Annotated in this window: 27 protein-coding genes and 1 tRNA gene; 18 read left to right on the forward strand and 10 right to left on the reverse strand. The window is 66.9% G+C overall.

The window, feature by feature from the left end:
* Nucleotides 1-227: 227 nt before the first annotated feature.
* From CI805_RS13180 to CI805_RS13205, 6 genes are read left to right on the forward strand one after another with little or no spacing between them, the layout of a single operon-like run.
* Nucleotides 228-3155: a xanthine dehydrogenase family protein molybdopterin-binding subunit gene (locus CI805_RS13180; RefSeq protein WP_260924122.1), complete on the forward strand. Its 2928-nt coding sequence runs from the start codon at nt 228-230 to the stop codon at nt 3153-3155.
* Nucleotides 3152-3979, forward strand: coding sequence for an FAD binding domain-containing protein (locus CI805_RS13185; protein WP_260924124.1), 828 nt, complete (start codon nt 3152-3154; stop codon nt 3977-3979). The genes CI805_RS13180 and CI805_RS13185 overlap by 4 nt, the downstream gene beginning before the upstream one ends.
* Nucleotides 3967-4530, forward strand: a complete 564-nt coding sequence (locus tag CI805_RS13190; RefSeq protein ID WP_260924126.1) for a (2Fe-2S)-binding protein — start codon at nt 3967-3969, stop codon at nt 4528-4530. Before CI805_RS13185 ends, CI805_RS13190 begins: the two co-directional genes overlap by 13 nt.
* Nucleotides 4523-6091, forward strand: a complete 1569-nt coding sequence (locus tag CI805_RS13195) for an AMP-binding protein (RefSeq protein ID WP_260924129.1) — start codon at nt 4523-4525, stop codon at nt 6089-6091. The genes CI805_RS13190 and CI805_RS13195 overlap by 8 nt, the downstream gene beginning before the upstream one ends.
* Nucleotides 6088-6873, forward strand: coding sequence for an enoyl-CoA hydratase/isomerase family protein (locus CI805_RS13200; RefSeq protein ID WP_260924132.1), 786 nt, complete (start codon nt 6088-6090; stop codon nt 6871-6873). The genes CI805_RS13195 and CI805_RS13200 overlap by 4 nt, the downstream gene beginning before the upstream one ends.
* A 25-nt stretch (nt 6874-6898) precedes the next feature.
* Entirely contained in the window at nt 6899-7375 is a 477-nt protein-coding gene (locus tag CI805_RS13205; protein WP_260924134.1) for a MaoC/PaaZ C-terminal domain-containing protein, read from the forward strand.
* Nucleotides 7376-7423: 48 nt separating this feature from the next.
* Here CI805_RS13205 and CI805_RS13210 read toward each other — a convergent pair whose 3' ends face one another.
* Nucleotides 7424-7993 carry a UbiX family flavin prenyltransferase gene (locus tag CI805_RS13210; RefSeq protein ID WP_260924137.1) on the reverse strand — a complete coding sequence of 190 codons (570 nt, stop codon included), beginning with the start codon at nt 7991-7993 and terminating at the stop codon, nt 7424-7426.
* A 119-nt stretch (nt 7994-8112) separates the two neighbouring features.
* A complete protein-coding gene (locus CI805_RS13215; RefSeq protein WP_260924139.1) occupies nt 8113-9060 on the reverse strand; it encodes a LysR family transcriptional regulator in 948 nt (315 codons plus the stop codon).
* 149 nt (nt 9061-9209) lie between these two features.
* On the opposite strand from CI805_RS13215, the gene CI805_RS13220 reads away from it, so the two are divergent.
* The 3 genes from CI805_RS13220 to CI805_RS13230 are packed head-to-tail and all read left to right on the forward strand — an operon-like array spanning nt 9210 to nt 12838.
* A complete protein-coding gene (locus tag CI805_RS13220; RefSeq protein ID WP_260924142.1) occupies nt 9210-10589 on the forward strand; it encodes a UbiD family decarboxylase in 1380 nt (459 codons plus the stop codon).
* 39 nt (nt 10590-10628) lie between these two features.
* Nucleotides 10629-11411 (forward strand): SDR family NAD(P)-dependent oxidoreductase, encoded by a 783-nt coding sequence (locus CI805_RS13225; RefSeq protein WP_260924144.1) that lies wholly within the window; start codon nt 10629-10631, stop codon nt 11409-11411.
* Nucleotides 11412-11422: 11 nt separating this feature from the next.
* Nucleotides 11423-12838, forward strand: coding sequence for an aldehyde dehydrogenase family protein (locus CI805_RS13230; protein ID WP_260924146.1), 1416 nt, complete (start codon nt 11423-11425; stop codon nt 12836-12838).
* A gap of 129 nt (nt 12839-12967) precedes the next feature.
* On the opposite strand, the gene CI805_RS13235 is transcribed toward CI805_RS13230, so the two are convergent.
* Complete coding sequence (locus tag CI805_RS13235) at nt 12968-13636, reverse strand: COQ9 family protein (RefSeq protein ID WP_260924148.1); 669 nt, start codon at nt 13634-13636, stop codon at nt 12968-12970.
* Between the two features lie 15 nt (nt 13637-13651).
* The gene (locus CI805_RS13240; RefSeq protein WP_260924150.1) at nt 13652-14296 is read right to left on the reverse strand and encodes an ankyrin repeat domain-containing protein; all 645 of its coding nucleotides are present in this window, start codon (nt 14294-14296) and stop codon (nt 13652-13654) included.
* 161 nt (nt 14297-14457) lie between these two features.
* On the opposite strand from CI805_RS13240, the gene CI805_RS13245 reads away from it, so the two are divergent.
* The 8 genes from CI805_RS13245 to dmeF all read left to right on the forward strand — a co-directional run bounded on the left by CI805_RS13245 (nt 14458) and on the right by dmeF (nt 19985).
* Nucleotides 14458-15096 (forward strand): SCO family protein, encoded by a 639-nt coding sequence (locus CI805_RS13245; protein WP_260924152.1) that lies wholly within the window; start codon nt 14458-14460, stop codon nt 15094-15096.
* 24 nt (nt 15097-15120) lie between these two features.
* Entirely contained in the window at nt 15121-15642 is a 522-nt protein-coding gene (locus tag CI805_RS13250; RefSeq protein WP_260924155.1) for a YcgN family cysteine cluster protein, read from the forward strand.
* A gap of 5 nt (nt 15643-15647) precedes the next feature.
* Nucleotides 15648-16388, forward strand: coding sequence for a M48 family metallopeptidase (locus tag CI805_RS13255; protein WP_260924157.1), 741 nt, complete (start codon nt 15648-15650; stop codon nt 16386-16388).
* A 58-nt stretch (nt 16389-16446) separates the two neighbouring features.
* On the forward strand, nt 16447-17025 hold the full coding sequence (locus CI805_RS13260; RefSeq protein ID WP_260924159.1) for a hypothetical protein: 579 nt from the start codon (nt 16447-16449) through the stop codon (nt 17023-17025).
* Nucleotides 17022-18008 (forward strand): bifunctional diaminohydroxyphosphoribosylaminopyrimidine deaminase/5-amino-6-(5-phosphoribosylamino)uracil reductase RibD, encoded by a 987-nt coding sequence (ribD, locus tag CI805_RS13265; protein WP_260924162.1) that lies wholly within the window; start codon nt 17022-17024, stop codon nt 18006-18008. The genes CI805_RS13260 and ribD overlap by 4 nt, the downstream gene beginning before the upstream one ends.
* 8 nt (nt 18009-18016) lie before the next feature.
* Entirely contained in the window at nt 18017-18634 is a 618-nt protein-coding gene (locus CI805_RS13270) for a riboflavin synthase (protein WP_260924166.1), read from the forward strand.
* Between the two features lie 104 nt (nt 18635-18738).
* Nucleotides 18739-19017, forward strand: a complete 279-nt coding sequence (locus CI805_RS13275; protein WP_260924169.1) for a metal/formaldehyde-sensitive transcriptional repressor — start codon at nt 18739-18741, stop codon at nt 19015-19017.
* An 11-nt stretch (nt 19018-19028) separates the two neighbouring features.
* Complete coding sequence (gene dmeF / locus CI805_RS13280; RefSeq protein ID WP_260924185.1) at nt 19029-19985, forward strand: CDF family Co(II)/Ni(II) efflux transporter DmeF; 957 nt, start codon at nt 19029-19031, stop codon at nt 19983-19985.
* A 17-nt stretch (nt 19986-20002) separates the two neighbouring features.
* Here the strand turns inward: dmeF and CI805_RS13285 are convergent, their stop codons facing one another.
* The 3 genes from CI805_RS13285 to CI805_RS13295 all read right to left on the reverse strand — a co-directional run bounded on the left by CI805_RS13285 (nt 20003) and on the right by CI805_RS13295 (nt 22871).
* A complete protein-coding gene (locus CI805_RS13285) occupies nt 20003-20545 on the reverse strand; it encodes a GNAT family N-acetyltransferase (protein WP_260924188.1) in 543 nt (180 codons plus the stop codon).
* A 10-nt stretch (nt 20546-20555) separates the two neighbouring features.
* Nucleotides 20556-21749, reverse strand: a complete 1194-nt coding sequence (locus CI805_RS13290) for an aromatic amino acid transaminase (protein ID WP_260924191.1) — start codon at nt 21747-21749, stop codon at nt 20556-20558.
* A gap of 183 nt (nt 21750-21932) precedes the next feature.
* Nucleotides 21933-22871, reverse strand: coding sequence for an EipA family protein (locus CI805_RS13295; protein WP_409934901.1), 939 nt, complete (start codon nt 22869-22871; stop codon nt 21933-21935).
* A gap of 291 nt (nt 22872-23162) precedes the next feature.
* Here CI805_RS13295 and CI805_RS13300 point away from each other — a divergent pair.
* Nucleotides 23163-23254: transfer RNA gene (locus CI805_RS13300), tRNA-Ser, on the forward strand.
* Between the two features lie 73 nt (nt 23255-23327).
* On the opposite strand, the gene CI805_RS13305 is transcribed toward CI805_RS13300, so the two are convergent.
* The 3 genes from CI805_RS13305 to obgE form a co-directional block, all read right to left on the reverse strand.
* Nucleotides 23328-24059: a hypothetical protein gene (locus tag CI805_RS13305; RefSeq protein WP_260924194.1), complete on the reverse strand. Its 732-nt coding sequence runs from the start codon at nt 24057-24059 to the stop codon at nt 23328-23330.
* A gap of 172 nt (nt 24060-24231) precedes the next feature.
* Complete coding sequence (locus tag CI805_RS13310; protein ID WP_260924197.1) at nt 24232-24534, reverse strand: hypothetical protein; 303 nt, start codon at nt 24532-24534, stop codon at nt 24232-24234.
* A 183-nt stretch (nt 24535-24717) separates the two neighbouring features.
* Nucleotides 24718-25773, reverse strand: a complete 1056-nt coding sequence (gene obgE, locus CI805_RS13315) for a GTPase ObgE (RefSeq protein ID WP_260924200.1) — start codon at nt 25771-25773, stop codon at nt 24718-24720.
* Nucleotides 25774-25843 lie beyond the last annotated feature (70 nt).

Genomic DNA, 25843 nt, shown 5'->3' on the forward strand with positions numbered 1-25843 from the left:
GTGATGATCCGGATCATCACCCGTAATTATTTGCAGTGATGATAATCCAATCGCATTGTCATCACCAACGATGAGAGCCCGCCGTCGGCCTGCATGGCCGATGCGACGGGCGGCAGAGGATGACAGTGTCGGCACCCGCTTCCCGTACCGTACCCGCGACCGAAGGCCGTTCCCCGGACGCCCCCACCCCGGATGCAAAGGCTTGGGTCGGGCAGGATCTTCCCCGTGTGGAGGATGCCGCCCTGCTCACCGGACGCGGGCGTTATGTCGACGATCTGGGTGTGCGGCCGGGCACGGCCCACGCCGCGATCCTGCGCTCTGCCAGTGGCCACGCCCGCATTCGCGGCATCGACACGACAGCGGCGCAAGCGCTTCCCGGCGTCTATGCCGTCGTCACGGCCGAGCATATTCAGGCCTTGACCAACAGCCTTGTCGTCGGCCTGAAGATCCCCATCGAATGCTGGCCGCTGGCGGTCGACAAGGTGCGCTATTTCGGCGAGCCGGTAGCGGTCGTCGTCGCCCGCGATCGCTATGTGGCCGAAGACGCGCTCGATCTCATCAAGGTCGATTACGAGACTCTGCCTTCGGTGATCGACCCGGAGGCCGCGCTCGCACCGGATGCGCCGGTGCTGCACGATGGCCTTGGCAGCAATCTCGCCAACACGCGCGAGTTCACCTACGGCGATCCCGAAGCCGCCTTCGCCGCCGCGCCGCACCGGATCGCAACGACCGTGCGCTATCCCCGCAGCGCCTGCACGCCGATAGAGACCTACGGTGTCGTCGCCGAATACGATGCCGGGACCGACAGCTACGATGTCACCGCCAACTTCCAGGGGCCTTTCTCGATCCACGCGGTGATGGCCCGCGCGCTCAACGTGCCGGGCAACCGCCTGCGCCTGCGGACACCGGGCGACAGCGGCGGCAGTTTCGGGATCAAGCAGGCGATCTTTCCCTACGTCGTGCTGATCTCGGTCGCCGCGCGCGTTGCGGGCCGTCCGGTCAAGTGGATCGAGGACCGCCTCGAACACCTGATGGCCTCCTGCGTCGCCACCAACCGCGTCACCACGCTGAGCGCCGCGGTGGAGGAGGACGGCCGCATCACCGCGCTCGAATGGGACCAGCTGGAAGACACCGGCGCCCATCTGCGCGCGCCGGAGCCTGCCACGCTCTATCGCATGCACGGCAACATGACCGGTGCCTACGCGATCCAGAACGTGAAAATCCGCAACCGGCTGGTCATGACCAACAAGATGCCGACCGGCCTCAATCGCGGCTTCGGCGGCCCGCAGATGTACTATGCGCTGGAGCGGCTGGTGCAGCGCATCGCGGTGGAACTGAACCTCGATCCGGTGGAGGTGATCCGCCGCAACTACATTCCCGCCGATGCCTTCCCCTATCGCACCGCCACCGGCGCGCTCTACGACAGCGGCGACTACCAGGCCGCCACCGCCCGCGCGCTCGATGAAGGCGGCCTTGCGGACTTGCGCGAACGCCAGAAGCAGGCGCGTGCCGAAGGGCGGCTCTATGGCATCGGCTTTGCCGCCGCGATCGAGCCCAGCGTCTCGAACATGGGCTATATCACCGCTGTCCTGACGCCCGAGCAACGCGCCAAGGCCGGCCCCAAAAACGGTGCGCAGGCGACCGCGACGATCTCCATCGACGCGGTGGGATCGGTCAGTGTCCACGTCTCCTCGGTGCCGCAGGGTCAGGGCCACCGCACAGTGCTCTCGCAGGTTGTCGCCGACGGGCTGGGACTGGCGCCGAAGGACATCAGCGTCGTCACCGACCTCGACACCGGCAAGGATGCCTGGTCGATCGCCTCGGGCAACTATTCCAGCCGTTTCGCCGCCGCCGTTGCCGGGGCCGCGCGCATCGCCTGCGACCGTATCCGCGCCAAGCTGGCAACGGTTGCCGCCGCGCAGCTGAAGGTCGAGGTGGAGGACGTGGTTTTCGCCAACGGCCGCGTCCACGGCAGCAATCCGGAAAAGTCGCTGCCTTTCGCCCGCATCGCCTCGTCCAGCCACTGGTCTCCGGGCGAACTGCCGCAGGGGATCGACCATACCATTCGCGAAACCGCGTTCTGGTCCCCCCCGCAACTGACCGCGCCGGATGGACAGGACCGCGTCAATTCCTCGCTGTGCCACGGCTTCATCTTCGACATCTGCGCGATCGAGATCGACCGCGAGACCTGCGAGATCCGTTTCGACCGCTACGTCACCATGCACGATTGCGGGCGCATCCTGCACCCCGGCATGGTCGAGGGGCAGGTCACGGGCGGCTTCGTCCATGCTCTTGGCGCCGCGATGTACGAGGAAAGCGCCTATGCGCCCGACGGCAGCCTGCTGACCGGCACACTGGCCGACTATCTGATCCCGACGATCACCGAAACGCCGCCCCTCACCATCCTGCACCACGAGACGCCCTCCCCCTTCACCCCGCTGGGCGCCAAGGGCGTGGGCGAAGGCAACTGCATGTCGACCCCGGTGTGCATCGCCAACGCCGTAGCCGACGCTTTGGGCATCGCAGAGATCACCCTGCCGATCACCCCCGCCAAGCTCGCCGAATTCATTCATGGCGAGGAACCGCAACCTTCCAAACCGGTCATGCAAAAGCCCAAGCCGACGAAGACCGGCCCCGGCGAGCGCGCGTTGACCGGTGCCGGTCAGGCCACCGTCGATGCCCCGCGCCAGCAGATCTGGAACATGCTGCTCGATCCCGACCAGCTGATGACGATCATCCCCGGCGCGCATGGCGTGGAAAAGGTATCCGACACCGAATTCACCGCCGACGTCACCCTCGGTATCGGTCCGGTCAAGGGACGCTACACCGCCCGCATCGCGCTGTCCGACCTCGACGAACCCAATGCCGTCACGCTGGCGGGCGGCACCGAGGGGGCACTCGGCTCCGGGCAAGGCACGGGACGCATCACGCTCACCGAAGAGAATGGCCGCACCACCATCGCCTACAACTACGAAGCCGCTGTCGGCGGCAAGGTGGCGGCCATCGGCGGACGTCTGCTGGACGGCGCCGCGCGCGTCGTCATCGGCCAGTTCTTCGAGGCTCTGGCGCGCAAGGCCGGTGGCTCCAGCGGTGCGAAGCTGCGCGTGCCGCTGTGGCTCAAGCGGATCTTCGCAATGGCGGGAGTCGGCAAATGAAGCCCGCCCCGTTCGATTATCTGCGCGCCGGCCATATCGATGAAGCGCTCGACCTGCTGCGGCGCGAGGGCGGCGATGCCCGCGTGATCGCAGGTGGTCAGTCGCTGCTGCCGATGCTCAACATGCGCCTAGCCCGGCCCAAGGTCCTGCTCGACGTGATGCACGTCCCCGAACTGGCCGAAGTACGCGAAGAGCGCGGCAGCCTGCGCATCGGCGCGGGCGTGCGACAGGCACAGGTGCTCGGCATCGAGAACCTTGCCCGGCGCCAGCCCCTGCTCGCTGCCGGACTTTCATGGGTGGGCCATGCGCAGACCCGAGCGCGCGGCACCGTCTGCGGCTCGATCGCCCATGCCGACCCTTCCGCCGAACTGCCGCTGACCCTGCTGACGCTGGGCGGTGAAGTCCACCTGCGCACGGCGAAGAAGCGCCGCACGCTGGCCGCTGCCGATTTCATGACCGGCATGATGGCCACCGCCAAAGCCGACGACGAGATGATCGAGGCGGTCTCCATCCCGCTCGCCAGATCCGGCACCGGCTATGCCTTCAACGAGATCGGGCGTCGCCACGGCGACTTCGCCATCGTCGCCTGCGCGGCGATGGTGGACGAGACCCGCACCGTGCTCGGCATCGGCGGTGTGGCGGACATGCCCGCCCGGCGCGAACTGCCGCTGCCCGATGCACCCGACTTTGCCGACGCGCTCAACCAGTTCGCCTGGGAACTGGATGCGCGCGACGACCTTCACGCCAGCGCCCGCTATCGCCGCGACCTCGTTCGCCAGATGGGCGCCCGCACTATCGAGGAGGCCGCAAGATGCCGCGCCTGAACGCCGATACGCGCCACCCCGTCACCTTCACGCTCAACGGCCGCGAAGTCTCCGGCCTGGCCGAACCGCGGCTGCTGCTGAGCGACTTCCTGCGGCACGAGATCGGCGCCACCGGCACGCATGTCGGGTGCGAGCACGGCGTCTGCGGCGCCTGCACCGTGCAGATCGACGGGCGCCTTGCCCGCTCGTGCCTCGCGCTGGCCGTGCAGACCCATGGCGCTGATGTGCGCACGGTCGAAGGCCTGTCGCAAGACGGCGGACGCACCCTCTCGGTGCTGCAGGAGGCGTTCCGTGAACATCACGGATTGCAGTGCGGCTTCTGCACGCCGGGCTTCCTGATGAGCCTCGACGCGCTGCTGCGCACCCGCCCGGATGCAAGCGAGGACGATATTCGCGAGGTGCTCTCCGGCCATCTGTGCCGCTGCACCGGCTACGCCCCGATCCTGACGGCGGCCCTTGCCGCGCGCGATCGGCTGCTGGCCGAGAGAGACGCCTCGGGAGAGGACAATGCCCCCGATGCGGGCGACAAGGAGACCATGACCCATGCTTGACCTGGGAACGACGTTCATCGCCGCGCTGGAGCGCGATCCCGACCGGATCGCGATCATCGACGGCGACGTGCGGCTGACATACGCACAATGGTACGCCAGGATTTCCGCGCTGGTCGCCTCGCTGGAGAAGATCGGCCTCAAGCCCGGCGATCACCTCGTCAGCGTGCTCAAGAACCGCTGGCAGGCCGCGACGCTGCACTGGGCCTGCCAGTTCTCGGGCGTGATCCTCACCCCGATCAACTGGCGCTCCAAGGCCGACGAGGTCAGCTATGCGGTGCACGATGCCGAAGCCTGCGCCATCGTCTACGAGGACCTGCCGGAAAAGACCGTCGCCTCGGCGGGGCTCGATGGCTCGGTAGTCCACATCACGCTCGACACGCCCCGCGTGGGTGAACTGGCTTTCGACGACCTGATCGCCGATACCGCCGCCCCGCCTGCAAAGCCGCGCGCCAAGGCCGACGACTGGTCGCTGATGCTCTACACCTCGGGCACCACCTCGCGTCCCAAGGGTGTACCGCGCCGCCAGCGGGCCGAGCGCGCCGCCGCCATCGCCCATGTCGCGCAGAACCTCTACGGCTACGGCGAAAAGACGCTGGGTGTCATGCCGCTCTATCACACGATGGGCGTGCGCTCGCTGCTGGCCACCGCGATCATCAACGGCACCTTCGTGTGCATGCCCAAGTTCGATCCCGCCGAGGCGGTAACGCTGATCGAGAAGGAGGGCATCCAGAACCTCTATCTCGTGCCCACGCTGTACCATGACATTGTGCGCCATCCCGATTTCGCGCCCGAACGGGTCGCCTCGGTGCGCAAGATCGGCTTTGCCGGCGCACCGATGACCGACGGATTGCTCAAGCAGGTCGATGCCGCGTTCGGCCCCGAGCTGTTCGTCAACCACTACGGCTCTTCCGAGATCTACACCTGCACCATCGACCAGAACGCGCAGGCCAAACCCGGCAGCGCAGGCAAATCGGGCATCAACCAGCTGATCCGCGTGGTCGCCTTCGACCATGACGATCCCGAAGCCGTGGCCCCCCACGGCACCGAAGGCCAGATCATCGCGCTGCTGGAAGGCGACGAGGCCTTCGAGGGATACTGGCGGCGGCCCGAAGCCAACGAGAAATCGCTGAAGAACGGCTGGTTCTTCTCCTCCGACACCGGCTATTTCGACGAGGACGGCGATCTGTTCGTCACCGGTCGCCTTGACGACATGATCATCTCGGGCGGCGAGAATGTCTCCCCGGTCGAGGTCGAAAGCCAGCTCTCGCTGCACCCGGCAGTGGGCGAAGTCGCCGTCGTCGGGCTGCCGCACGAGCGCTGGGGCAAAGTCGTCACCGCGTTCGTCGCACCCTCGAAACCCGTCACCGCCGAGGAGCTGGACGCCTTCTGCGCCGCCTCCACGCTCGCCAACTTCAAGCGCCCGCGTGCCTTCGTATTCGTGCGCGAAATTCCCAAGTCGCCGGTCGGCAAGCTGCTGCGCCGCAAGCTGGTTTCCGGCGAATACGAAGAACTCACCCCTTCCGATCTCCCCACTTCCGACATCAAGGATACCGCCGCATGACCGACCCTTATGCCAACCTCGAAGGCTTCACCGTCGAGATCGACGCCGAGCAGCAGCGCGGCGACATCATCCTCGACAATGGTGAGTTCAACACCATCTCGATGGCCCAGCGCGACCAGCTGAAAACCGTGTTCGAGGCGCTCGACGCCGATGACCGCGTGCGCGTGATCGTGGTGCGCGCAATCGGCCAGCACTTCTCCTCGGGCGGCTACATCATGGGCTTCCTCGAAGCCTCGCCCGAACATGTCTCGAAGCTCGCCTGGAACATCGCCGCGCCGGTGCGCTGCGAAAAGCCGGTGATCGCCGCCAACCGCGGCTTCGCTTTCGGTGTCGGCTTCGAGCTGTCGCTCGCCTGCGATTTCCGCATCGTCACCGAGACGACGCGCTATGCCCTGCCCGAACAGAAGCTGGGCCAGATTCCCGGCTCGGGCGGCTCGGCGCGCCTTCAGAAGATCGTCGGCGTCGCGCGCACCAAGAACATCGTGATGCGCTCGCGCCGCGTCACCGGGCAGGAAGCCTACGATTGGGGCCTTGCCAGCGAGATCGTGCCCGATGCCGAACTGGAAGCCGCAACCGACGCCCTCGTCAAGGAACTGATCGGCTTCTCGCCGATCGCCCAGCGCACCGCCAAGAAGCTGCTCAACGACAGCGACGACGCGTTCCTTTCGACCGCAATCGAACTGGAAGGGCACTGCTATTCGCGCCTGCGCACCTCGGATGACTTCGCCGAGGGCGTCAAGGCCTTCCACGAAAAGCGCAAGCCTGTATTCAAGGGGAGCTAACCCCTCCACAAGGATTCCCCACGCGATGACCGAGCCGACCGAAACCGCCCGCCCCCCGATGCGCTGGCTGGATGACATCGAGGTCGGCTTCGCGTGGGAAGGCCGCCCCATCGCGATGGACGAGGCGGCGATCATCGCCTTTGCGAAACTCTACGACCCCCAGCCCATGCACATCGACCCCGAAGCCGCCGCGAAAGGCCGCTTCGGCACCGTGATCGCCAGCGGCTGGCAAGTCGCCGCGCTGGTGATGCGCGATTATGTCGAGACCAGCCCTTTCGGCGATCTCGAACTGCTCGGCCTCGGCCTCGACGATCTCGCCTGGAGCGAAGCCGTCCGCCCCGGCGACACGCTTGTCGCCCGCCGTGAAATCGTCGAGGCCCGCCCCTCGCGCAGCAAACCGGATCGCGGCGTTGTGCGCATCGCCGTCACCGTCACCAACCAGCACGACCGCACCGTGATGCGCTACGTCAACGCGATCCAGATGTTCCGCAAGCCGGAGTAAGGTTCAGTAGAACGAGGCCATATTGCTGAAAGTTGGCTTCGCGATTTCTCACGCTTTCCAGCGGCGCACCAGTTGGGTGTCGATATCGAACAGGTCGAGCACGCGGCCGAGAGTATGGTCGACCATGTCCTCGATGCTCTGCGGCCTGGCGTAGAATGCGGGGACCGGCGGAGCGACGATTGCGCCCATTTCCGAAACCTGGGTCATCGTGCGCAAGTGCCCGGTGTGCAGTGGTGTTTCGCGCACCATCATCACCAGACGGCGACGGTCCTTCAACACCACGTCGGCGGCACGCGTCAGCAGTCCGGTCGTGGTGCCCCAGGCGATCTCCGACATCGACTTGATCGAGCACGGCGCCACGATCATGCCACGCGTGCGGAACGAGCCCGAAGCAATCGATGCGCCGATATCGGCCTGCGCGTGGACCTGTGTCGCCAGTTCGCGCACGGCGGCGAGCTTCCAGTCGGTTTCGTGCGCGACGGTGATCTCTGCCCCGCGCGACATGACAAGATGCGTCTCGATACCAAGATCGCGCAGGATCTGCAGCAGGCGTATCCCGTAGATCGCGCCCGACGCGCCGGACATCCCCACGATCAGCGGGCGGCTGTCTGCGGTCATCTCTATCCTCTCCTCAAGGCGGAAGCGCCGGACTTCAGGCCCGGTCGCCTCGGTATCGTGGCCGATCAGTCTAGGCCGGACACACCATCACGTCGAATAAGCAGAATTGAGAGATAGCATCACGCTTCCTGATCATCATCGCTCTCATCGTCCTGCACCGCCACGGCATGTCCGTCACCGCCAAGCGCCTTCACCGCCGCCTCGCGCATCATCGTGATGAAGGCGTCGGCGGCGGGGGAGAGCGGGTGGCGCGGGTGATGGATGATCGCCAGCTTGCGCGTGAGCGGCGGTGACAGGGGGCGGGTGCTGAGTCGTCCCGCCAGCGCCTCCCGGCGGATGGCAAGGCTCGGCAGCACCGTCGCCCAGTCCGACCGCGCCACCGTCTCGCAGATACCGTCAATCGAATCCATCTCCAGCCGCATGGTCAGATCGAGATCGCGCGCCTGAAAATAGCGGTCCAGTTCGAGCCGCAGGCCGTGGCGGCGCGAGGGCAGTACCAGCTTGGCCTGCGCAAGGTCGGCAGCGGCGATCGGCTTGCCGTCCGCCGCCTTCCCTGCCGCCGTGACGAACATCATCTGTTCGTCGATCAGCGTTTCGGACACGAGACCAAGGCGACGCGGCGGCTTGTTGATGATCGCAAAATCCAGCGCGCCCTGCTGCACCTGCTCGATGAAAGTGGAGGAGAACCCGTCCACCACGTCCACTTCCACCTCGGGATAGGTCGCCGCGAAGTCGATCAGCATGGCGGGCACGAAGCTGGCGGTCAGGCTGGCAAGGATACCCACGGTAATGCGGCCCGAGATCACGCCCGAAAGCTTGGCCATATGCTCGCGCGCCACCGAAAGGTCGCGCAGCACCGGCACGACCAGGCGATAGAGCGTGCGCCCCGCGCTGGTCGGCACCATGGCCTTGGAGCGACGTTCGAACAGTTGCAGCCCGAACTCCTTCTCCAGCTTGGCGAGTTGCATCGAGACCGCCGGCTGCACCACGTAAAGCCGCGCCGCCGCGCGGGTCACGCTGCCCTCTTCGTAGAGCGCCACGAAATAGCTGATCTGCCGCAGGTCCAATCGCTCTCACCTTTTTATCATCGCCGATGATCCTGAAGATCACCAATCCTTACTTTGGTTTATAGCATACGGCCTTAGACTGGCAGCGCAAACAGCAAAGACGGCCACGCATCCAATGGCCGCAAGGAACGGATACGGGAAAGGATACGATGAAAGCCGACCGCACACGCACCGCGCTCTCGCTGCGCGACTGGATGGAGCGCCTCCAGGCCACCGGACGCCTCGCCATCGCCAACCCGGATCGCGATCTCGTCCACGAAGTCGCCGCCATCGCCAACCGGCTCGATGGTCACAAAGCCAGCGTCTTTCCCAAGGTGGGCGCGATGGACGGGACGGTGATCTGCGGCCTGCTGTCGGACCGCAACTGGATGGCCGAAGCGCTCGACGTCGCCCCGTCCGAGCTGATCGCGCTCTACAAGCGGGCCTGCGACGAGCCGGTCGCCAGCATCGAGGTGGCGGACGCCCCGGTGCAGGAGGTCGTCCACACCGACGTCGATATCCTTGCCCAGCTGCCGGTGCCCACGCACAACGAACATGACTCCGGCCCTTACATCACCGCCGGGCTGCTGATCAGCCGCGATCCCGAAACCGGCGTGCAGAACGTCACCATCCACCGCTGCCAGATCAGCAGCCGCAACCGCATCGGCGTGCTGCTGCTGCCGCGCCATACCGACAACTTCTTCCGCAAGGCCAAGGCGATGGGCAAGGCGCTGGAAATCGCCATCGTCATCGGTTGCGAACCCTCGCTGATGATGGCGAGCCAGGCCATCGTGCCGCTGGGGCATGACGAACTGGAGATCGCGGGAACCCTGCGCGGGGCCGCGCTGCCGGTGGTAAAGTGCAAGACCAATGACGTGCGCGTCCCCGCAGAGGCCGAGATCGTCGTCGAAGGGCGCATCCTGCCCGATGCCATGGAACCCGAAGGGCCCTTCGGCGAATTCCCGCAGTATTATGGCGAGCGCGACAACCGTCACGTCATCGAAGTGGACGCGATCACCCATCGCCGCGATCCGCTGTTCCACACCATCGTCGGCGGCGGGCTGGAGCACCTGCTGCTGGGCGCGATCCCGCGCGAGGCCTCGATCCTCGCCACCATGCGCCGCAGCTTTCCGGGCGTGGTGGATGTTGCGCTCGGCCTCGGCGGTGTCGGGCGCTATCACCTCTATATCCAGCTCGACAAGACACAGGACGGCGAGGGCAAGAACGTGCTGATGGCCGCCTTCGCCGCGCACTACGACATCAAGCACGCGGTCGTCGTCGATCTGGACGTGAACATCCACGATGCCCGCGAAGTCGAATGGGCCGTCGCCACGCGCTTCCAAGCCGATTGCGACCTGCTGCTGGTAACGGAAAGCCAGGGCTCCAAGCTCGATCCCTCCACCCGCGATGGCGTGGGCGCCAAGCTCGGCTTCGATGCGACGATCCCGGTCAATGCGCCCGAGATGAAGTTCAAGCGCATCCGCGTGCCGGGACAGGCCGAGGTCGATCTTGATGCCGTACTGGATCAAAATGCGACTTTCAAGTTTTAAAACAAAGATTTGGGCGGGGAAGCCTTGAAGGAGAAGACTATGGCCGGATTGGCCCAGAACCGTACGACGCGGCTGGAAGGCCGCGCGATCATCGTGACCGGCGCGGCGCAGGGCATTGGCGCCGCCTATGCCAAGGCGCTCGCCGCGCACGGCGCCCGTCTCGCGCTGTGTGACATTGCTGCGCCCGAGGACACCGCCGCCGCGATCCGCGCTGAGGGCGCCGAGGCTTTAGCCATGGCAGCCGACATCACCGATGCCACAGCGCTTGCGGCCTTCGTCGCAAAGACGGTCGAAACCTACGGCTCGGTCGACGTGCTGGTGAACAACGCCGCCCTGTTCGCGACGCTGGCGCTCAAGCCGCTGGAAGAGATTTCCTCCGACGAGTGGGACAAGGTGATGACCGTCAACGTGCGCGGCACGTTCGAGTGCATCAAGGCGGTCACCCCGCAGATGAAAAAGCAGGGCCACGGCAAGATCATCAACGTGGCATCGGGCACCGTGTTCAAGGGCGCACCGATGATGCTGCACTATGTCTCGTCCAAGGGCGCGATCGTGGGCATGACCCGCTCGGTCGCGCGTGAACTGGGCGATGCCGGGATCACCTGCAACTGCCTTGCGCCGGGCCTGACCATGAGCGCCAACGTCCAGCACAATGCCGACTGGGCAGGCCGGATCGTGGAGGCCAACGTCGCCAGCCGCTGCATCAAGCGTGAGGCGGTGCCCGAGGATCTGACCGGCGCCCTCGCCTTCCTCGCCAGCGCCGACAGCGACTTCATGACCGGCCAGACCGTCGTGGTCGACGGCGGTTCGGTCACGCATTGAGGAGACAGGACATGGAAGTGCCCGCTATGCAGGCTATCGCCTCCCACTGGATCGACGGCAAGCCCGTCGAGACCCCCGCCGCCCAGAGCATCGACCCGGCGACGGGCGAGGTCGTCGGCCACTTTGCCGATGGCGGCGAACCCGAGGCACGCGCCGCCATCGCCGCCGCCCGTCACGCCTTCGAGACCAGCGACTGGCCCATGGCCCCGCGCCTGCGCCAGCGCGTGATGCTCGACTGGGCCGCCGCACTGCACACACAGGTCGATGCCCTTGCCGAACTGCTGACGCGCGAAAACGGCAAACCGCTGGCCGCCTCGAAAGGCGAAGTGCTCGGCGCGATCTCGGAAGTCGAATATTACGCCGGGATCACCCGCTACATTCCGGGGCATGTGCTGGAGCCTGCCCCCGGCGTGCTCTCCACCGTGCTGCGCGAACCGGCGGGCGTCGCGGCCGTGATCGTGCCGTGGAACGCGCCAGCAGTGTTGCTGGCGCGTGGCCTTGGCCCGGCGCTGGCAGCGGGCTGCACCACCGTGATCAAGCCCGCACCGCAAACGGTGCTATTCAACGCCGCCTTCCTCGCCCCGCTTGTGCGCCATCCGCAGCTTCCGGCGGGCGTGGTCAACATCTTCGCCGAGACGGGTGCGGCGGGATCGAAGCTGCTCGCCTCCTCGCACGATGTCGACGTGATGTGCTTCACCGGCTCGACCGACGTGGGCAAGGACATCATGCGCGCCTCTGCGGATTCGATGAAGAAGCTCTCGCTGGAGTTGGGCGGCAAGTCCTGCGCCATTGTGCTCGCCGATGCCGACCTTGCCGCCATCGCCCCGCAGATCGCGGCAGCCGCGACGATCATCTCGGGCCAGCAGTGTACTGCCGCGCGCCGCGTGCTCGTCCACGCCTCGCGCTTCGTGGAGATGAAGCGCGTGCTGGCCGATGCCCTCGCCGCCATCCCCATCGGCAACGGGCTGGATGCCGGGGTCGCGATGGGACCGCTGATCGACGTGCCCTCGCGCGACAAGGTGAAGGCCCGCATCGACGAGGCCTGTGCGCTGGCGGACGAAGTGGTGCTCGCAGGCACCGTACCCGAAGGCAACGGCGCGTTCCTGACGCCCACGCTGGTCCATCATCAGGACACCAGGGCCTTCTTCATGCAGGAAGAGATCTTCGGCCCCTTCCTGACCATCGAGAGCTTCGAGACAGAGGCCGAGGCCGTCCAGCGCGCCAACGATACCACCTATGGCCTTTCCGCCAGCGTTTGGACCCATGATGGCAGCGCGGCGCTGCGCCTTGCCCGTGCCCTGCGCAACGGCACCGTCTGGATCAATGCCCACAACCCCTGCTTCCCGAAGTGGAGACCGGTGGATATCGCCAGAGCGGTATCGGTCGTCTCCACGGCTACGATGCCTTGGCCGATTTCACCGAGCTGAAGCACATCTACCAGGCCCCGGGGGTCGCCGGCCGGACCTGACGGCAAAACCCGCACAGTCCGGTTCGTACCAAAAGCGCCGGTGGATCACTCCACCGGCGCTTTTCTTTTCGCGGTCTTTTGAACGCAATCAGCGAGCAGGGTAGCGCAGCCTTCCCAGCAGGCGCGTCATGCTGAAACGCTCTTCCTTGGGGCGCAGGAGCTGGCTCTTCACCTTCTCGAAGCGCATCACCCCGGCGATGCGGCGGTCGAGGAAGGCGCGGGCCTCGGCCTTGTCAGCGTTTTCATCGCCCGCGAAGACCTGCAGCGTCGAGCCGTAGAGCGCGGCCAGCGTCGCGCGCTTGGTATAGTGGTTGTAATCCACCGCCGTATCGCCTGCCAGGCGCCACATCGCATCGGCGCTGCGCCAGCCCAGCTTCGCGGCACGGCGCAGGTTCTGCGGCATCGACAGGATCGCCAGCGCGCGCGAAAGCGCCTCTTCCTTGCCGCGCGCGGCTTCCAGCCGGGTCCACACCAGCGTGCGGATACGCTCGCGGATCGGCAGCAGCGCCATATCGCTGCGCGGGCACGCGGCGTTCATGGCAAGGTCGGTCGAAGCGATCCATGCCTCGATCATGGCCATGGCCCCGTCGCGGAAAGCAAAGGCGGCGAGCGCGGGATCGACGCCCTGCTCCACCGCCGCCGCCTCTACCGCCTTGGCCGTCCAGCCATCGAAGCTCGCCGCCGAGGCGACGGCAGGCGCCAGCGCCACGCGCAGATCGTCGAGCGTGAGGGCTTCGGAAAGGGCGGTGTCAGTCATCGGATCGTCCTCGGATCAGGGAATGGAAGGGCCGTACATGCCCTTGTTCGACGTTGCCTTCGCATTCTTGGCATAGCTGCCCAGCACGTCGAGCACGCCGCGATCGCCGTCGAGCTTGGCATAGTCGAGCGAGGAGCGCCCCGAATTGTCGGTGCGGGCAGGGTTGGCCCCTGCTTCGAGTAGCAGGCGCATGATCTGCAGGTTCTTGCGGTGCGTCGCGCTCATCAGCGGGGTTTCGCCCGCATCGTTCACCGGATCGACATTGGCATGCTGCGCGATCAGGAACGAGACGCCATCGGCCCAGCCCTGATCGACCGCGACCTGCAACGGGGTGATGTTGCTGTCGTTCTGCACGTTCACGTCCGCGCCCTTGCCGATCAGATAGCTCAGCCAGGTCAGATCGCGGCGGGCCACGACGATATGCAGCGCGGTGTCACCGTTCGACGTGTCCTTGGTGTTCACGATCCGGTTGTTGGTGTCCATCAGCGCCTTTTCGACCGCGTCACCGTCCTTCTTCTTCACCGAATCGAGGAACTTGTACGGATCGGTATAGGCCTGCGCGGGGCTGGCCACCATCAGCGCGGCGCCTGCCGCCAGAGGTGCGAGCGCCAGTGCGCCCGGCAATGCGCCCGGCAGCACTCTAGCGAAAACCCCAGCCATCACGGCGAACTTCCGGTTCCCGATTGTCGACACGCTTGCCTTACCTTCTCTGTTCGTCCCGGCCCGCAGCTTCGGCGAAGTTTCTCCTGCGCGAAACCGGCACCGGCAGCATCGCACCTGCCTTGCATCGCGGCGTCTAGCAGAGCATTACCGGCGGCGCCATGATCAAGCGCTTCTCCCGCCGCCGTTTCCCCGTTTCGTTCCATGCATCGGTGCTTGCGCCCGCCGCGCTGCTGCTGGCAGGCGCCCTGCCGCTCGCCGCCTGCAACCAGACGCCTTCCGCCGAGGCGCCGCCGCTGGCAGGCGCCGATGTCGGCGGGCCGTTCACGCTGATGGACAAGACCGGCAAGACCGTGAAGTGGTCCGATTTCCGGGGCCGCTACACCACCGTCTACTTCGGCTACACCTTCTGCCCCGATGCCTGCCCGCTGGACATGCAGGCGCTGATGAAGGGCTTCAACACCTTTGCAAAAGCGCACCCGGCGCTCGCCGCGAAAGTCCAGCCGATCTTCATCACCATCGACCCTGCGCGCGACACGCCGCAGGTGGTGGGCGAATGGACCGCTGCCTTCAGCCCGAAGCTGCTCGGCCTCACCGGCAGCGCCGCGCAGGTGAAGCAGGCCGCCGATGCCTTTGCCGCCTATTACAAGCGCGGGGAATCGACGCCGGGCGGCGGCTATCTGATGGATCACACCCGCGCCGCCTACCTGATGGGCCCCGACGGCAAGCCGATCGCGCTGCTGCCGATCGACCAGAGCCCCGAGGCGGTCGCGCAGACGCTTTCGCAGTGGGTGAAGTAGGCGAGATGCAGTAAGGCGCCGGAGATGACCGCGAACCGCCCTTCGACCGACCGTTTCTGGGAGCGCCCGCTCTCCACCCTTTCCACCACCGAGTGGGAAGCGCTGTGCGACGGCTGCGGCCAGTGCTGCCTGCACAAGGTGGAAGATGCCGATACCGGCGAGATCTATCACACCAACGTCGCCTGCAAGCTGCTGAACCTCAAGACCGCGCAGTGTTCCGACTATGCCCATCGTCGCCGCTTCGTGCCCGACTGCATGAGCCTGACGCCGAAGAACGCGGGCAACCTTGCCTGGCTGCCCGAAAGCTGCGCCTATCGCCTGCGCGCCGATGGCGAGCCGCTGCCCGAATGGCACTATCTGGTGTGTGGAGACCGCGAGGCGGTGCACCGCGCGGGTATCTCGATCGCGGGCAAGGTGATTTCCGAGGTCGATGCCGGGCCGCTCGAACAGCACATCGTCTGGCCCCATGGTGAGGACTGGGAAATCGTCGAGGACGACGAGGATGAGGAAGACAACCCGCCTTACGTCTCGGGCCGGCGGGACTGACCCCGGTGCTCGACTGGCTGCGGCGCGATCCGCGTTCGCCGCAGGCGCGACAGGCCGAAACCATCGAGATCGACGGGCGCGTGCTCGCCATCGAGGTGCGCCAACTGGCGCAGGCCCGCCGCATGACCATGCGCCTTGCCCCCGATGGCAGCGCCGTGCGCATCTCGGTGCCGCGCTGGGTGCCCGCGCGTGAGGCCCATGCCTTCGCCCGTTCCCGGCGCGACTGGCTGGCGGGGCAACTCGCGAAGATCCCGCTGCCGACCACGCTGGCGGACGGCGCCACCCTGCATGTCCGGGGCGAGGCGCTGGTGCTGCGCCACGATCCCGCTGCGCCGCGCCGGGTGCGGATCGCAGATGGCATCCTCAATGTCGGTGGGCCGTCCGACTCGCTCGAAAGCCGCTTGAAGCGCTGGCTCCAGGCCGAAGCGCGCGCGCGGGTGGAGCCCGATCTTGCCCACTACTGCGCGCTGGCCGGGCAAGCGGTGCCCGCGCTCTCGCTTTCGGGCGCGCAGCGGCGCTGGGGCTCGTGCTCGTCGGGCGGGACGATCCGCATCAACTGGCGGCTGATCATGGCGCCCGACCTCGTGCGCCGCTCGGTGGTGGCCCACGAAGTGGCGCATCTGGTCCATTTCGACCATTCGCCCGCGTTCCACAAATGCCTTGCCGACCTGTTCGAGGGCAATGTCCATCACGCCAACCGCTGGCTGAGCGAACACGGCCGCTCGCTCTACGGCCCCTTCGGCTGAGGCCACTGGACCTACCCACCGCTGGCGTTTCGCGGCTGCCTGCCCTACATAGGCGCAGATGACACCCTTCAAGCGCTCCGGTATCTGGAAAGACGTCGTGAACCCGTCCGGCATGGTCGCCGAATTCCGCATGGTGTGGAAGGAGGCGGGGCAGCACCGCTGGCGGATCGCCGCGCTGTCCGCCGCGACCACCTTCGGGGTGTTCTACCTGATGGCGGGCCAGCAGGGCGAGGCGCCCTACCCCTCGCCCAAGATCACCTGGATTTCCACGTTCAAGCCCGGCCGCACGGATGCCGAGATCGAGGCCTCGAACGTCGAGAACCAGAAGCGCAAGGAATTCGTCGAGGCCGCGCAGGCGAAGAACGATGCGCAAGTGCGCGACCTCTACAAGACGGTCGGCCGCTATTCGGGCATGGACGTCGACAAGATTGTCGCTCAGGCCGATGCCGACAACGCGGCCAAGGCCAAGGCCGACCAGAAGGCTTTCGAAGCCCGTCAGGCCGAGCGCGCGAAGTACGCCGCCAGCCAGCCCGACGCACAGGAATTTGCCGAGGACGAGAAGCTGGCGAAGGACGCGAAGGCCGAAGAGAACGCGGCGCCTTCCCCTCACTCTGCCCCCACCAAGACCAACCCGTGAACGCAGGCCCCGTCGAGGATGCGCGCTGGCTTGCCGCCACCGCCGCCCTTGCCGCGCGCGCCCGGCCGCTGAGCCGCCCCAACCCCGGCGTCGCCGCGCTGGTGGTCAAAGACGGTAGGGTCATCGCGCGCGGCTGGACGCAAGTCGGCGGGCGCCCCCATGCCGAGGCGATGGCGCTGGAGGCTGCGGGTGCAGCCGCAAGCGGTGCCACGCTCTATGTCACGCTGGAGCCCTGCGCGCATGTCTCACCGCGCGGTCCTGCCTGTGCCGATCTGGTCGCCGCCGCGCCGCTCGAACGGGTGGTGATCGGCTGCATGGACCCGGACCCGCGCACCAGCGGCGCAGGCCTTGCCCGCATCCGCGCCGCCGGGATCGCGGCGGAGCATGTCCCCTCACCGGCGTGCGAGGCCAGCCTTGCAGGCTACCTCGTGCGGGCGCGGCAGGGGCGTCCGCGCGTCACGCTCAAGCTCGCGCTCTCGCTCGACGGCTGCATCGCCACCGCAGGCGGGGAAAGCCAGTGGATCACCGGGGCCGAGGCGCGCGCGCATACCCATGCCATGCGGGCGCGCAGCGATGCGATCCTCGTCGGCGGCGCCACCGTGCGCACGGACAATCCCCGCCTCGACGTGCGCCTGCCGGGGCTGGAGGACCGCTCGCCCGAGCGCTGGGTGCTGACCTGGGGCGCGGTGCCCGAAGGCTGGCACCCCTTGCGCAAACCTGCCGACATCGCCTCCGCCATGCCCCATGTGCAGGACCTGTTCGTCGAGGGCGGCGCCCGCACCGCTGCCGCGTTTCTGCGCGATGCCCTCGTCGACCGCCTGCTGATCTACCGCGCGCCGATCCTGATCGGCGGTCGCCCCGGCCTTGCCGACTACGGCCTTGCCGCGCTGCCCATGGCCCATGGCCGCTGGCACCGCACCGACCGCCGCGAATTCGGCGCCGATACGCTCGAAATCTACGAAACGCGCGAAAGCCAAGGATAAGCTGCCCCATGTTCACCGGAATCGTCACCGCCACCGGCACCATCCGCGAGGCCCATCAGGCCGGAGACCTGCGCGCGGTGATCGCCTGTCCCTATGACCCCGCCGCGATCGCCATCGGCGCCTCGATCGCGTGCTCGGGCGTGTGCCTGACGGTGGTGGAAAAAGGCGGCCGGAAGGGCGATGCCTGGTTCGCGGTGCAGATTTCCGCCGAAACCGTCGCGCGCACGGTACCGGGCCGCTGGGTGGAAGGCGGCGCGCTCAATCTGGAGCAGGCGCTGAAGCTGGGCGACGAACTGGGCGGCCACATCGTGACCGGCCATGTCGATGGCGTGGGCACCGTATCCTCGGTCACGCCCGAGGGCGATTCGCACCGGGTGGTGATCGCCGCACCGTCCGACCTTGCGCCCTACATTGCCGCCAAGGGCTCGGTGACGCTCGAAGGCGTCTCGCTGACGGTCAATTCGGTGACGGACGAGGCCGACGGCACCTGCCTGTTCGGGCTGAACATCATCCCCCACACCGCAGACGTCACCACGCTCGGCGCGCTGAAGGCGGGCGATGCGGTGAACATCGAGATCGACGTGCTCGCGCGGTATCTCCAGCGCATGCAGTCGCTGCGGGGCTGACGGCCCCACCCGCAGTCCCCCCATCTATCGAGCAGAAGCGGGGCGCTCGCCCCTGCACGCCCCCCTTTACCTCCATGTACGGTAGGGGTAGGGGGTATGGGTATATGGCCCATCTTCACGAATCGAATGCCGACCTCATTGCCCGCGTGCGCCGCATCGGCGGGCAGGTGAATGCCGTCGAGCGCGCCCTGTCGGACGAGAGCTCCGACTGCGCGAAAGTCCTGCATCTGGTGGCGGCGGTGCGCGGCGCGGTGAACGGGCTGCTCGACGAGATCATCGCCGATCACCTCGAAGCGCATGTCGCCCACCCCGACCTCTCCGACGACGAGCGCCGTCAGGGCGCGCAAGACCTGCTGGCGGTGATCCGCCGCTATTCCAAATAAGGACCCGCGCCATGGCCACCCTTCCCGAGATCGCGGTGCTCCAGCCGCACGATCACATGTTCCTCGGCGCCTCGCACGACAAGAACGCGCGCCGCACGCTGTGGGTGGTCGCGCTGACCGCCGTGATGATGGTGGGCGAGATCGTCGCCGGGTACTGGACCGGCTCGATGGCGCTGCTGGCCGACGGCTTCCACATGGCGACGCACGCGGGCGCGCTGTCGGTCGCCGCCGCAGCCTATGCCTATGCCCGCCGCCATGCGAGCAGCCCGGCCTACAGCTTCGGGACTGGCAAGGTGGGCGATCTGGCGGGCTTCGCCTCGGCCATGGTGCTGGGAATCATCAGCCTGGGCATCGGCGTCGAATCGGTGCTGCGCCTGCTCCAGCCGACCGCCGTGGCCTTCGGCGAGGCGACGCTGATCGCGGTCGTCGGCCTTGGCGTGAACATCGCCAGCGCCTTTCTGCTGATGGCGGGCGGGCATGATCATCATGGGCATTCTCATGGCCACGGGCATCACGATCACCATCATCATGATCATTCGCATGACCATCACCACGGGCACGGTCATGGCGACAACAACCTACGCTCGGCCTATGTCCACGTTCTGGCCGATGCGCTGACTTCGATCTTCGCGATCGCCGCGCTGGTCGCCGGGCGCTATCTCGGCTGGGTCTGGCTCGATCCGGTGATGGGCATCGTCGGCGCGGTGGTGATCGCGCGCTGGTCGTGGACGCTGATGCGCGATACCGCCGCCGTCCTGCTCGACCGTACCGACGCGCATGTCGCCGCCGAAGTGCGCGAACTGGTCGAAGGCCCCGGCGACGCGCGCGTGACCGACCTGCACGTCTGGCGCATCGGCCCCGAGGCCCACGCCGCGATCGTCAGCGTCACCGGCACCCTGCCCGCCACCATCCGCACCCGCCTCGCCCCGGTTCACGAACTCGCGCACCTGACGGTGGAGTGCGGGTAGGCCTTAGCTCTAAGTCTTCAGGCCAGCGGCCCTGCGGCGAAGCTTTCGCGGGTGATGGCGTAGATCACGTGCGGGCTGGGCACGCCGCAGCGCTCGACCGTGAAATCTCGGCCAGAAAGCACCTCGCCGCCGATCTTCGCCATGGCCTTGCGCGAGACGACATTGTCGGCGCCGACAAGAAACACGCAAGTCGGGTAATGCGCCAGCGCGTGGGTGAGCATCAGGCGCTTGAACTCGGCATTGTAGCCGGTGCCCCAGAACGCGCGGGAGAGGAACGACCAGCCGATCTCGATCTCGCCGGAGCCGGTATGCTCGGGCGTACCAAAGCGGCTGGAGCCGATCACCGCACCGCTGGCCTTGTCGACGATGGCCAGCGCCCCGCCGCCTGCCATGGCATCGGCGAAGAAATCGCGGAACACCGGTTCCTGCCAGCGGTCGTGCGAGGGGTGGACCGCCCAGATCTGGCGGTCCGACGCGACGGCGAACAGCGCCGCGTAATCATCCTGGGTGAGCGGGCGGAGGACCAGCCGGTCCCCTTCGAGAACCGGCTGGCGATCCATCAGCCGATCCTCAGGCGTCCACAGCCGCGCCGGTGACGTCGGCCACGGCAGCGATGAACTGGTCGATGTTGCCCATGGTCAGACCGGCCACGTTGATGCGGCCCGATGCGGCCATGTAGATGCCGTGCTTGGTGCGCAGTTCGAGCACCTGCTCCTTGCTGACCGGAACCATCGAAAACAGGCCGTTCTGCCCGCCCATCGGGGTGAGGTCGGCCTTGCCCGCGGTGCCAGCCGCGGCCAGCCTGTCGCGCACCTGACGCATGCGGTCACGCATCTGGTCCAGCTCGTCGAGCCACTGCGCGGTCAGCGCCGCGTCCTGAAGGATCAGGCGCACGGCGGCAGCGCCGTGGTCTGGCGGCTGCGACCAGTTGGCGCGGGCCAGCGAATGGCCGTTCGACATGACGGCGCCCAGCGTGGCGACGTCGGCGACCATCGCATAGAGCGCGCCGACGCGATCGCGATAGAGGCCGAAGTTCTTGTCGCACGAATAGCACACCAGCGCCTCGGGCACGGCGGCGAGCACGGTGCGCAGGCCGTAGGCGTCCGCCTCCATGCCCTTGCCGAGGCCCTGATAGGCCAGATCGAGGATCGGCAGGATCTTCGTCTCAGCCAGCAGCGCGGCGATCTCGTCCCACTGCGCGTCGGTGTAGTCGATGCCGGTCGGGTTGTGGCAGCAACCGTGCAGCAGGATCGCGTCGGCGGGCTGAGCCTCTGCCAGCGCCTTGCGCAGCGCGTCGATATCGGTGACGCCCTCTGCGGTGGCGTGGGTGAACTCCACGACCTCAAGGCCGATGTCCTTGCAGATCTGCGCGTGGTTGGGCCAGCTGGGGGTGCCGACGATCAGGCGCTTGACGCCTGCCTTGTGCGCCATCGCCAGCGCGAGGCGCAGCGAGCCGGTGCCGCCGGGGGTCTGCATGCCCTCGATGCGACCGTCCATGTCGGGGTTCTCGGCACCGAACACGTAAGGCATCAGCGCGCGCACAAAGCCCATGTCGCCCTCGGGGCCGAGGTAGGCTTTCGAATCCTGCTCGGCGACGAGTTTCGCCTCCGCCGCCTTGATCGCGCCAAACACGGGCGTGTCGCCCTGCCCGGTACGGTAGACACCCACGCCAAGATCGATCTTGTCGGCGCGCGGGTCGTCGTTGTGGAGCTTGATCAGCGCAAGAAGCGCGTCGGCGGGCTGTTGCTGAAGGTTCGTAAGCATGGCGGCGGGGGCTTACTCCCGCAAAACCCGCCATGCAACCGGCGATTTCAGGAAATATTGTTGCGCAAGTCGCAGGCGACGGTTCGGCCTGCGCAAACGCACGAAGGCGCCGTCTCCCCCTGCCCTGGAAGCGGGGAAACGGCGCCTTCGCAAAGCACGGTATCGGCGCGAGAAAGGCTCCGATTAGAACGGCAACCAGTTCTGCTTGTGCGAGAATTTCATGTAACCCATGTTCGCGCCCAAACGCAGACCGGCACCGGCACGCACCGGGATCAGCACCACGTTGCCGCGCCGCAGATAGCTGACGGTGAAGCCGCCAATCAGATAGGCCTGGCCCTCGCCCGCCGCGAACCGGTGATAAAGGTCGTCCGTATCGTAGAGGTTATAGACCAGCACGAAGGCCGAGCTGGCATTGGCGCCCGCATCGAATCCGATCGACGGGCCGGTCCAGTAGACCGGCTGGGTGCCCTCGATCTTGTGGTGCAGCGTGCCCGAACCATAGCGCAAGCCAATCGCCAGCGCGGCGCCCGCCTCGCGCCCGACGATATAGGCATCGGGCTCACCCTGTTTCTTGAGCAGGTCCTTGATCAGGTCGGCGAGGCCCGAGGCGCCCTTGCCGAACACGCCTTCGGCGGCGCCGATCAGGTCATCCTCGTGATAGGTCTGGTCCGAGCCGGGCTGGCCGGGCGGCGGCGCGACCGGGCCTCCCTGCTGGGGATAGGCGGGGTTCTGGCTCGGAGCCTGACTCGGCGATTGCACCGGCGGCTGGGCCGGGCTGTTCGGGTTCCAGCCGTTGTCGGTGCTCTGATCCAGCGGCTGGGAGGGGTAGACAGAACCGCTGGCCTGCGGCGAAGGCATCTGCGTGCCGTTCGACGCGGGCAGTTCGCCCGAAGAGGTAGTGGACTGGCTTGTCGTCGACTGACCAGAGGACGCGGTTGCCGGATGGCCGATATCGGCATCAATCGCCTGATCGGGATCGACGGTGCGGACCTGCGCCATCGCCCCGCTCACCGGTGCCGCCACGCAGGCGAGCGCGAGCAGCGCGCCGCCGCCGATCTTCGCCCAGCGGCGCAGGCTGCCTCTACGCTCCACGGTTGCCGGAGTGTGCTGATTGAAACGCATTGAAATCCACCCTTATGTGCCGGACCACCGCAGGTCCGCCCTGCTTGCCGCCGCAGGCCCCGGACAGGAAATCCGAAGGGCGACGGCGCAGGAAAGTCCACCTTCCATCACAAAGCAACGCGGCTGACCGGGCAATGAACGGTCGGCAGTCCGAGTCGGTTTTGCGGCGGAACGAATCCGCCCGCCAGTGTGCGCACCGGGCCATCCCCAACAAAAAGCACAATTCTCGCAACAACGCCCCTTGCCGCCCCGCAAACCCCTCGTTATAGGCCGCCTCCTAGCCACTAGTGCGGAGACGTGGGTGAGTGGCTGAAACCAGCGGTTTGCTAAACCGTCGTGCTCTTAAGGGGGCACCGAGGGTTCGAATCCCTCCGTCTCCGCCATCTTCCCGCCTGTCATCGGCGCTTCCCAGAAGGAAGCGACCAGACAGGCGGGAGTGATCCTGCGGATCGCACGCTACCTGCGGCTTGCACTTTCCAGCCGCGCCAGCCCTTCCAGCCGGATTTCCAGCGAGCGGCGCCGCACCAGCCCATGATCGCGCAGCCGCGCCAGCGCCAGCCGCGCCGCCTCCACGCCATGGCGCGAGAGCAGCGCAAGATTGTCCAGCGTCAGCCCCGCACCGCGATCCGTCCGTTCATCAGCCCTCCCATCCCCGCGCCCATCAGCACAGCGCCCGAAGCTGGCGATCCGCAGCAGCACCATCGAACCGCGCACCCAGCCGTGCGTGTCGTCGAAAAAGTCGAGGTCCTCGGGCAGCGCCTCCCAGACCGCCAGCACCCGCCGCGAAAGCGCCGCATCGAAGTGCGCCGCGCCGAAGCGCTGCCACTCGATCGCGTGCGAATCGGGCGCGACGATCCGCGTGCGCCGCAGACAGGCAAGGCCATCCTGCACCTCTTCGGCAGAGAGCCCGGCGCGGCGCGACACCAGTTCGAGATCCGCGCCCACGGGACCAGGCTGAACGCCGACCAGCGCTTCCAGCACCTGAATCCCGGTGCAGGCGGTTTCGTGCGAGAACGGTGCCTGCCGCACCGCCTTTTCCAGCGCGGAGCGGCGCGAGCGCCTTGCCCCCGCCGCGAACTGCCGCGCGGCATCGAGGAACGCGCGCTCGCGCGAGAGAAACGTCAGCGGCTCGGCATCCAGCCCGGTGCGCCGCGTTCCTGTTCCCTCACCGCTCGTCTCGTTGCGCATGGCATCCTCTCGTCCCTGTCTTCTCCCCTATGCTATATTTCCATGAATACAGTTGCGGCAACAAAAAAGGCCGTCATGCAAAGGCATACCCTCTGCACGACAGCCTGCATTTCGAAGATCAGCCGGTCAGACCCGGCCCGATCCTGCGACGATCAGCGATACCGGAGCGACCTTATTCCTCGTGAACGAAGGCCAGCCCGTCACCCGCGCCCAGCTTTTCCTCGCCCCTGAAGATACCGTCGAGGCGGGCGCAGACGTCGCGGCGGAAATCGGCCTGCAGCATCGAGCGCGGCGCGGTCAGCGCGATCTCGTCGGCGATGGCGTCCTTGATGCGCGAGACGGCGGCATCGTCGAGCACACCGACGCGCTGCAACTCCTTGCACAGCTGCACCAGCCCGGACGCGGTCGCCTGCGCGCGCAGGCCCACGTTCTTGAGATCGTAGTGGTGACGCTTGTTGTCGGCAGATGTAGCCATGACAGTCCTCACTCCTCTTTTCGCGAGTTATGCGAGGAGGATATGCCTGTCAGGGCAGCGTCGCAATCGCTTGTTCGACGATTGTGGCCGGGCCGGTCCCATCGCGGGACCGGGGGTACTTTGAAACGGCGCGGGCCGGTGCCGCCTCTGAAATCGCTCTTTCGCGATTTCTCGAACGAACTCTCAGATCGGCGACCAGGGCTTCTCGTCGAGTTCCTCGCGCTCGCCTTCGGGGCGTTCGGTCACGGTCGCAGCCGGCAGGTAGTCAATCACCGCGTCGAGCAGCTTCGAGATGCCCTTGCCGCTGAGACCCGAGATCGGGAACACCTCGTCGGCCCCGGCCTTGAGCAGCTCGCGCGCATAGTCCGCCGCCAGCGCATCGTCGATCAGGTCGACCTTGTTCAGCGCGACCAGACGCGGCTTGTCCTCAAGCCCGTTGCCGTAGGCTTCCAGCTCTTCCTCGACCACGCGCATCGCTTCGACCGGATCGGCATCCGACACGTCGATCAGGTGGACGAGCACGCGGCAGCGCTCGATATGGCCCAGGAACCGGTCACCGATACCCGCACCGTCCGCCGCGCCCGCGATCAGCCCCGGAATGTCGGCCAGCACGAATTCGCGGTACTTGTGGCTGACCACGCCCAGCTGCGGACGCAGCGTGGTGAAGGCGTAGTTGCCGACCTTTGCCTTGGTGTTCGACAGCTGGTTGATGAAAGTGGACTTGCCCGCATTGGGCATGCCGACCAGGCCGACGTCGGCCAGCAGCTTGAGCCGCAGCCACACCCACAGCTCCTCAGCCGGGATGCCCGGCTGGTGCTGGCGCGGCGCGCGGTTGGTGCTGGTCTTGTAGCTGGCATTGCCGCGACCGCCCATGCCGCCTTCGAGCAGCGTCACGCGCTCGCCCGCTTCGGTAAGGTCGGCCAGGATCGTCTCGCCGTCCTCGTCCGAGATCAGCTGGGTGCCCACCGGCACCTTGATGACCAGATCGTCGGCAGCGGCGCCGTTGCGGTTCTTGCCCATGCCGTGGCCGCCGCGCTTCGCCTTGAAGTGCTGGGTATAGCGGAAGTCGATCAGGGTATTGAGGCCCGGCACCGCCTCGAACACGATATCGCCGCCCTTGCCGCCGTTGCCGCCGTCAGGGCCGCCGTATTCGACGTACTTCTCGCGACGGAAACTGACGGCACCGGGGCCGCCGCCGCCCGAACGGATGTAGATCTTGGCCTGGTCGAGAAAGTGCATTGCAGTGGTTCCGGTTCATCTGACGGGCTGGCGGCCGGCCCGTGCAGAGATCATCTCGCGAACAACCGCC

Origin of the sequence: Novosphingobium sp. 9 (assembly GCF_025340265.1) — a bacterium.
Classification (GTDB): Bacteria; Pseudomonadota; Alphaproteobacteria; order Sphingomonadales; family Sphingomonadaceae; genus Novosphingobium.

What these genes read in the sequence shown, in the direction of transcription:
- CI805_RS13230 (WP_260924146.1), top strand. Translation starts at nt 11,423, where the DNA reads ATGGAAGTGCCCGCTATGCAGGCTATCGCCTCCCACTGGATCGACGGC.
- CI805_RS13240 (WP_260924150.1), bottom strand. Translation starts at nt 14,296, where the DNA reads ATGGCTGGGGTTTTCGCTAGAGTGCTGCCGGGCGCATTGCCGGGCGCA.
- CI805_RS13195 (WP_260924129.1), top strand. Translation starts at nt 4,523, where the DNA reads ATGCTTGACCTGGGAACGACGTTCATCGCCGCGCTGGAGCGCGATCCC.
- CI805_RS13210 (WP_260924137.1), bottom strand. Translation starts at nt 7,993, where the DNA reads ATGACCGCAGACAGCCGCCCGCTGATCGTGGGGATGTCCGGCGCGTCG.
- CI805_RS13245 (WP_260924152.1), top strand. Translation starts at nt 14,458, where the DNA reads ATGATCAAGCGCTTCTCCCGCCGCCGTTTCCCCGTTTCGTTCCATGCA.
- CI805_RS13225 (WP_260924144.1), top strand. Translation starts at nt 10,629, where the DNA reads ATGGCCGGATTGGCCCAGAACCGTACGACGCGGCTGGAAGGCCGCGCG.
- obgE (WP_260924200.1), bottom strand. Translation starts at nt 25,773, where the DNA reads ATGCACTTTCTCGACCAGGCCAAGATCTACATCCGTTCGGGCGGCGGC.
- CI805_RS13185 (WP_260924124.1), top strand. Translation starts at nt 3,152, where the DNA reads ATGAAGCCCGCCCCGTTCGATTATCTGCGCGCCGGCCATATCGATGAA.
- CI805_RS13295 (WP_409934901.1), bottom strand. Translation starts at nt 22,871, where the DNA reads ATGCGTTTCAATCAGCACACTCCGGCAACCGTGGAGCGTAGAGGCAGC.
- CI805_RS13200 (WP_260924132.1), top strand. Translation starts at nt 6,088, where the DNA reads ATGACCGACCCTTATGCCAACCTCGAAGGCTTCACCGTCGAGATCGAC.
- dmeF (WP_260924185.1), top strand. Translation starts at nt 19,029, where the DNA reads ATGGCCACCCTTCCCGAGATCGCGGTGCTCCAGCCGCACGATCACATG.
- CI805_RS13235 (WP_260924148.1), bottom strand. Translation starts at nt 13,636, where the DNA reads ATGACTGACACCGCCCTTTCCGAAGCCCTCACGCTCGACGATCTGCGC.
- CI805_RS13285 (WP_260924188.1), bottom strand. Translation starts at nt 20,545, where the DNA reads ATGGATCGCCAGCCGGTTCTCGAAGGGGACCGGCTGGTCCTCCGCCCG.
- CI805_RS13250 (WP_260924155.1), top strand. Translation starts at nt 15,121, where the DNA reads ATGACCGCGAACCGCCCTTCGACCGACCGTTTCTGGGAGCGCCCGCTC.
- CI805_RS13190 (WP_260924126.1), top strand. Translation starts at nt 3,967, where the DNA reads ATGCCGCGCCTGAACGCCGATACGCGCCACCCCGTCACCTTCACGCTC.
- CI805_RS13260 (WP_260924159.1), top strand. Translation starts at nt 16,447, where the DNA reads ATGACACCCTTCAAGCGCTCCGGTATCTGGAAAGACGTCGTGAACCCG.
- CI805_RS13270 (WP_260924166.1), top strand. Translation starts at nt 18,017, where the DNA reads ATGTTCACCGGAATCGTCACCGCCACCGGCACCATCCGCGAGGCCCAT.
- CI805_RS13305 (WP_260924194.1), bottom strand. Translation starts at nt 24,059, where the DNA reads ATGCGCAACGAGACGAGCGGTGAGGGAACAGGAACGCGGCGCACCGGG.
- CI805_RS13205 (WP_260924134.1), top strand. Translation starts at nt 6,899, where the DNA reads ATGACCGAGCCGACCGAAACCGCCCGCCCCCCGATGCGCTGGCTGGAT.
- CI805_RS13275 (WP_260924169.1), top strand. Translation starts at nt 18,739, where the DNA reads ATGGCCCATCTTCACGAATCGAATGCCGACCTCATTGCCCGCGTGCGC.
- CI805_RS13290 (WP_260924191.1), bottom strand. Translation starts at nt 21,749, where the DNA reads ATGCTTACGAACCTTCAGCAACAGCCCGCCGACGCGCTTCTTGCGCTG.
- CI805_RS13220 (WP_260924142.1), top strand. Translation starts at nt 9,210, where the DNA reads ATGAAAGCCGACCGCACACGCACCGCGCTCTCGCTGCGCGACTGGATG.
- CI805_RS13310 (WP_260924197.1), bottom strand. Translation starts at nt 24,534, where the DNA reads ATGGCTACATCTGCCGACAACAAGCGTCACCACTACGATCTCAAGAAC.